The sequence below is a fragment of the Pseudomonas sp. 05N434 genome, from assembly GCF_056396965.1.
This window is the reverse complement of sequence record NZ_JBFTMK010000263.1, coordinates 1-6739: the sequence shown is the minus strand read 5'-3', so window position 1 is coordinate 6739 and position 6739 is coordinate 1. Positions and strand designations below refer to the sequence as shown.

Below are 6739 nucleotides of genomic sequence, written 5' to 3'. Positions count from 1 at the left end.
GTGAACACCTCTGCGTAATAGCCGTCCTTGAAGTCGATGCGCTTGCCGAACTCGACCGATGCACTGGCCCCCAGATTGTTGTAGTTGCCTTTGGTTTTGGTGTTATCGCTCAGTGCCACATTGGCTTCATTGCGGAAGTGATTGAGCTTGGCCACCGTATCCAGGTAATAGCCACTATCACCCAGCCAGGTGCCATAAACGCCGAGGGATGTACTGCCGATTTCACCGGAGCTGCCACGGCTCAGATCGAGATCGGATTTGCTGTAACCGGCAAACACACCCAGCAACACGCGCTCGCCCGCGATCTCCACCGGGGTATCGACCCCCATCGACAACCCGTACTGGCGCTGGCTATAGCCGTTCCCGTAGGCATTGTTGCCGATGCTGTACCGACTGCCGAAAGACCGGACCCATCCGCCGGTTTGCCCGCCATTGACACGTAGATCGCCCATCCGGTTGTTCAATAGAGCCATTTCGCCGTAGGTCACCGCAGGCGTCGTGCCGGTAATCGCCAATATCGAGCGGGTCGGTGTGCTGACGACTTCCTTGTCGGGCTGCAAGTACCAGTCATTCCCGTCCTTCACCAGTCTATAAGTGAACGCCCCGACATCGACCTGGTTGTTGACGAGGCCGTATTGCGCGTTTGAAGCAACGCTCTGCACCACCTTGATCGAAGCATCATTGACCGGATCGAAACCCGAACTGCGAACCAGCAACTGATGATCGCCGGCAGCGCTTGCAGTGATATTCAACAAATCACTGATGCCCTGGTTGAAATCGGTACTCATCCTGAATGTACCGTTGCCCGCCAGGTTGGCCACGTTCAGTTGAAAATATTCCTGATTAGTGCCTAATCGGACTCCGCCGCCATTGCTGAGTGTCAGGTTGTTCACCGACTGGCTGCCGGTCATCTGCCAGAGCGCCTGATTACTGATGGCGAAATTGGCGACGTTGTTCACTTGCCCCGTCAGGCTCGCCCCGTTATCCAGTGTCAAGCCAGAAGCACTGCCCGTCGCAGCGTTGACGTTGCCGGTCATGATGCTCTGGTTGTTGATGGACACGCTGGCGACATTGTCCAGGTTACCGCTCAGTGTCGAACCATTATCAAGCGCGACACTTGAAGCACCCAGCACGTTACCGGTCATACGTGCCTGATTATTTAACACGGCGGTCGTGACGTTTTGCAGGTCCCCGGTCAACGATGCATTGTTCTGCAGCGTGACGTTGGCGGAACTGCCGGAAGCCACCGTTACATTACCGGTCAATGCGCTGTTATCCACAAGGAAACCASCCGAGGCGCCTCGCCTGACTTCCAGCAACGTATTGTTGCCTGAGACCAGGCTCGAGCCATTACGCACTTCGATGTTGGCCAYGGTCGGAAAGTTCGGCGCGTTGATGCCGACCACTAACGCCGACCCTGTCTTGCCTTCGACACGGGTAGCGTCCAGAACGATGGTGGTTGGAATGACAGTCGATACTTGCGTGTCGGTGCCCACCGTCACGCCATTGAGGCCGCCGGTGATCGTACTTCCGGTGGCCGACAGTGAACCCTCCAGCATCCGAATCCCGAAACTGGTGGCGCCAGTCCCTTCAACAGTGGAATTTCGCAGATTGAGGACGCTGAACCGGTTGCCCGCGATACCTCCTTGCAAACCTCGAACGACAGACCCATTGCGCAATGTCACATTCGAACCACCGACGCTGGCGACGTTTCGTACCGCAGAGATGCCGATGCCGGTGGCACTGTTGACGCTCGAGTTGTCCAGGTTGGCGCTGGCGTTGGTCAGGGAAATACCTGAACCCGTTGCGGCGCTGACGTTTGAGCCAGTCAAGTTGAACACACCACCAGCAGCACTGGTCATCTGCAGTGTTGTGGCATTGGTGGCGTTCAACGTAGCGTTGCTTTGAAGCTGCCAGGTTTGCAGGGGTGTCGTGGCGTCGATGGCTTGAGTGGTGCCCGCCGGAACAGTGGCAGCCTGAGTCATCGATGAATTCATCAGAAGAGGCATCAGGGTTGCCACCCAGAAGCTGATCGATGTTTTCAAAAAAGGAAATTGCGACTTTGGCAACATAGTTAAGTCCTACTCGATTGCATTCCATCAGGAACGAGTTTCCGACTCAAACGGTGTGCGAGCCGGACTAAAACGGTCGCCAGACTACGGATAACTTTCCCGGGGATATGTAGGATCAATCTCCGTCTTTGTACGATTTATCCCCTTGCGTCGTAAGCTCGTACGTATCTGACTTCACCTCCTTGGATGAGGACGACAATTGCTGTCGCCCTTATCCTGGGAAGTTTCATTCGAAGCGCTGCTGATCCGTTATCAAGGACGGTTCTGCTCGCAATACACCAGGCTCGAGTTCAAGAGCGCCACGGGGACGATGACCTCGGAAGTGATTCCRTTGACCGTATACGCGATGCGCGCAAAACGGGTGGCAGGTCGCTGACCCGGGCCGGGGCTTGGCAGCTGGATCGTCCTGATGGCGGTGTAGTCCGTCAGGTTGAATTCCAGCACTCCGGTCGCTGGCATAGGCCTCGAATCCGTGATCTGAGTGCCGGGAATTGCAGCCCCACCCGCCGTGTTGGTGACCCGGCCCTCAAATTCCAGGTTCACTATTGCGCCTGTAGGGATATTGGGATCACGCAGGATCCTGATCCGCAGGCTGCGCGCCGCGTAAGGCGGCATCGGCCCGTTCGCTACAGTCGGGTGATCCATGCTTGGACAGTTGATGGAAGTCGCGACACGCTCCGGCACCAGGGTCCCGGTGGCTGTTCTGAAGGCTGAAACGATGATCTGTGGCGCAGGCAGATTGATCACGATGGCTGTCACGTTGACCGGGGTCACGGGCGTCTGCGTCATCACGTTCGCGCTGCCAGGGTATCCGATGGTGATGTAGGCTTCTCGCGCCGTTGCACCACTGCCGTTGCCTTCGGCCAGGATCGTGGCCCAAGGCAATTGCGTGGTGACCGTCGTATCCCCAGCCTGCACGCCCACCGGGCTCCCTACTTGCTTGCCCTGGTAGTAGAACGTCACGATTTCACGCCCTGTCACCAGTCGGTCTGGATCTGTCCACAACGTCCAGGTCATGGTGGCGGCAAGCCCTGCCTGGGCCGAGCCGAGTGTGTTGGGAGCGGGCACCGGAGCGCCTGCGCCCTGAACCACCACCGGCACAATGTTGGGGTTGGTCAGATCTGGCAGGTTCGGTTGCTCAGGCCCGGCGTACGAAAAATCGACAACGCCAAATTGCTGCGGCTGCGAAACCGGGTTGACCGGTATCGTAGGGCGACTCAATTCGTACCAATACTCAAACTGCTCCTCGTCCTGTCTGTTGGGGTTACCAAAGACTTGCGCCCAGAAGTCGTAGTCAATCACGAAGCTCAATGGACCTGATGTGCCGGCGGGTGGAATTTGCTGTTCAGGCAGATCGTAGACATTACCGTCCGAATCGGAGATATGCGGGATGATCCGGTCACCTGGACGCKAGTTGAGCGGAAAATCGATTTCCATCACGGCTTTGGAAGGAGGAGGTGCCACCGTCGCAAAAGTGATGGGCGTTTGCCCGTTGGGGCCGGTGACCGGGATCCTTGGCACGCCCAGTACCGGGGCGGGGGCACTTACCCGACTGAACAGCAACGTGATGGCCGAGTTGTTGCTGATATTTCCTGGCGCATCCTTGAGGTTATAGGAATAAAAGTACGAACCATCCCTCAACGCCTGCAGATCGGCCAGAGGAATGTTGATGACCCCGCCAACCGGCAGCGGAAAATCGATGACAGAGGCTCCGTTGACGTCGCCCTGCATCCCTGTAAATGTTGTTTGCGTAGAAACATAGAAACTGACGAGATCGGTTAACGCTTCGAATTTTGTATAGCCGGTAGGAATGGTCAAATCGAGGCCGCCGGCGTTGGCGGGATCCGCCAGCCAGGCTTCGTCAATCCTCGTAGGCAAGCCAGTCTGGCTGATCAACACAGGCCGGGGGCCGGTGCCGTTGCCCGTACCGGGTTGGCGCTGGTAAGGCCCGGTCAGATCGACTTTGAACTCAAGAGGTGGATTAGATATATCGTCGTTGCTGTTGCCGTCATAAATAATGAATGTCGCGCCGTATTCCGCGTATTCGCCGTTCATATCAAACCTGTCGACCAGTCGGTCGAGTGCAGCTCCAGTCACGTCAAAATCGATCGGAAACGTCCAGTCAGCCGCTGGCTGATTGGCTTTCAACAACTCCAAAACCACCCATGTCGGGTCGAATGGTACGGGCTTGATCCCTTTCGGGTGCAGGTGAAGTTGGATTCTGTGAGCGCCTTCAGGCGTTTTGTCATCGACATCGGCCAATTGAAATTTGACCAGTCTGTCGACTTTCAGTTGTTGATAGGGAATTCGGCCATCAGGCAACACACCGACAATAGTCGGAGGCAAGGCAAGGACACCGCCAGATTTAACCTGCATATTCATGTTCGTATGCTCCATGGATGAATTAATCGTTGAACCATCAACGTTGTGTCCCAATGAAAAATCTCGCGACTCCTGGCTGCATGTTCCTGGGATTGACGTTTTTCTTGCGTTTGTGTGTTCTACAACGGTTGAACTTGAGACTCCTTGGGTTATGGGCCGCAAGGTGGATTCCCCGATACGCCCCGGTCGATCTTTACCAGGCCCGGGGCCGATCGACCCAGAGCGACACCCTTTCGATAAAGCGTGTACTGAGCGAGTGCCGATGCGTTGATGACCATAGGCTTGATATGTTTTTCGTATTTGTCGCTTTCGAGCCTGAAGTCGAAGCCCTGCGCTGAATCGGCTTCCTGCTGCGTCAATGTTTTGCGCATGCTCAGCGCCGTGCCTGGAATGGCGTTACCGCTGCCGTTGAGGCTGCTGAAGCCTACCCATCCCAGTTCACACACATCGCCTGCAAGGAACCGCCCCGGTTGTGCCGGAACACGCACAGTGACCACCACCCAGATCGCTGGAGACGTCCTGCAATTCAGGTAACCCCACAAGGTTGCGTTGGGAAAGACCGGTTCCTTCAGGTTGACCGGGACCGGGCGTTTGAGGATGAACACCTGCGCCAGCGAGTCATCCTCGTTCTCGGTATCTCCAGACGTCACCTTGTAGGTCAGAGTGATGTCACCTATCAGTTGCAGGAACTGCGAGGGCAAGTGGATAGAGGTCGGAAACTCCACCTTGACGGGAAAAAGGTTGTGGTAAAAACGAGTGTCGGACGTTGCCCCAGGCTCTCGAATCCAGATCTGCAGCAAATCACTCTTGCCCGGTTTGAGCGAAGGTGCGGGCCAAGGGGGGATTCGCAGTGTCACACCATTGAGGTGCGCGTCCGGCGGAAGCACCTTATCGGCACCGACACCGTCAATGCTTAATGGCGCGGCGAATATTCCAATGGGTGTTGATGTGCTCATCCGCCGTTCTCCTGAGGCCTTGAAAACCCTTTGCTTCGGGAGAAATTAAACGCAGTAATCGCAATCTCGCCTACTGTCAGATCTGACAGGTTTAACTACCGCTGGTCGGAATACTCCGGCCCTGTCGTCGGGTTCAGACCTTTTCAAACTTGACGAGCCGATGGGTTATGCGGTTATCTGAAACCGGTTTCAGACCTTGCGGTCGCCCCTGAATAATTCCAATAAGAAGGCTGTCTATCCGTGAACGACTTCTCCGCCGCCCAGCGCAGCCGCGTCACCATGCTCGACGTCGCCGAACACGCCGGCGTCTCCAAGGCCAGCGTCTCGCGCTTCATCGGCGACGACCGCGCCCTGCTCTCCGATGCCAYGGCCCTGCGCATCGAGCAGGCGATTGCCGAATTGGGCTACCGCCCTAACCAGATGGCCCGCGGCCTGAAACGTGGGCGCACGCGTCTGATCGGCATGTTGGTGGCCGATATCCGAAACCCTTATTCGATTGCCGTGATGCATGGTGTGGAAACCGCCTGCCGTCGGCACGGCTACAGCCTGGTGGTGTGCAACACCGATCGCGATGACGAGCAGGAACGTCAGCACCTGGCGCTGCTGCGCTCGTACAACATCGAAGGCTTGATCGTTAATACCCTCGGCCACCACGTGGATGAGTTGCGCGAATTGCAGCGGGAAATGCCCATGGTGCTGGTGGATCGCAAGGTCGAGCAGTTCGATAGCGATCTGGTGGGGCTGGACAATCCCGCCGCCGTCGAGATCGCCGTGGCCCATCTTGAACAACGCGGTTATCGCGATGTGCTGATGGTGACGGAGCCGTTTGACGGCACCAGTTCGCGGATCGAGCGGGTCAGCAGCTTCAAGGCGCAGATCGAGCAGCGTCCGGCGCTCTCGGGCGCGGTGGTTGAAACTGGCGGTGATCTGGCCGATCGCTTGAAATCCTTTCTTGATACCCCTGGTCCCAGGCCGAAAGCGCTGTTCTGCGCCAACGGTATTGCGGCGTTGGCCAGTACCCATGCGTTGCGTGAATTGCAGTGCAACCTGTTTGAGGATGTCGGGTTGATCGCCCTGGATGATCTGGATTGGTATCCGCTGGTGGGCAGCGGGATTACCGCCCTCGCCCAGCCGACCGAGGACATTGGCGCGAGTGCGTTTGAGTGTTTGCTCAAGCGTTTGCGTGGGGATGACGGGCCGGTGCGGACTTTGGATTTTCCGGCACGGTTGATTGTGCGGGGGTCGACCACGGGGGGTGTTCCAATTTGAAGGCCTCTTCGCGGGCAAGCCTGGCTCCTACGGATTTACACCCACGCCCCTGTAGGAGCG

4 protein-coding genes are annotated in these 6739 nt (G+C 57.1%); 1 reads left to right on the top strand and 3 read right to left on the bottom strand.

From position 1 onward, the window contains the following. From AC1DLB_RS17260 to AC1DLB_RS17250, 3 genes are all read right to left on the bottom strand, one after another. On the bottom strand, positions 1-1985 hold a 1985-nt coding region (locus AC1DLB_RS17260), incomplete at its 3' end, for an autotransporter outer membrane beta-barrel domain-containing protein (protein ID WP_477785336.1). 339 nt (positions 1986-2324) lie between these two features. Beyond that, entirely contained in the window at positions 2325-4454 is a 2130-nt protein-coding gene (locus AC1DLB_RS17255; protein ID WP_477785335.1) for a hypothetical protein, read from the bottom strand. 149 nt (positions 4455-4603) lie between these two features. Next, on the bottom strand, positions 4604-5410 hold the full coding sequence (locus tag AC1DLB_RS17250; RefSeq protein WP_225609185.1) for a hypothetical protein: 807 nt from the start codon (positions 5408-5410) through the stop codon (positions 4604-4606). Between the two features lie 240 nt (positions 5411-5650). Between AC1DLB_RS17250 and AC1DLB_RS17245 the strand changes: the two genes are divergently transcribed. Next, a complete protein-coding gene (locus AC1DLB_RS17245; protein WP_477785334.1) occupies positions 5651-6679 on the top strand; it encodes a LacI family DNA-binding transcriptional regulator in 1029 nt (342 codons plus the stop codon). The last annotated feature ends 60 nt before the right edge of the window (positions 6680-6739 follow it).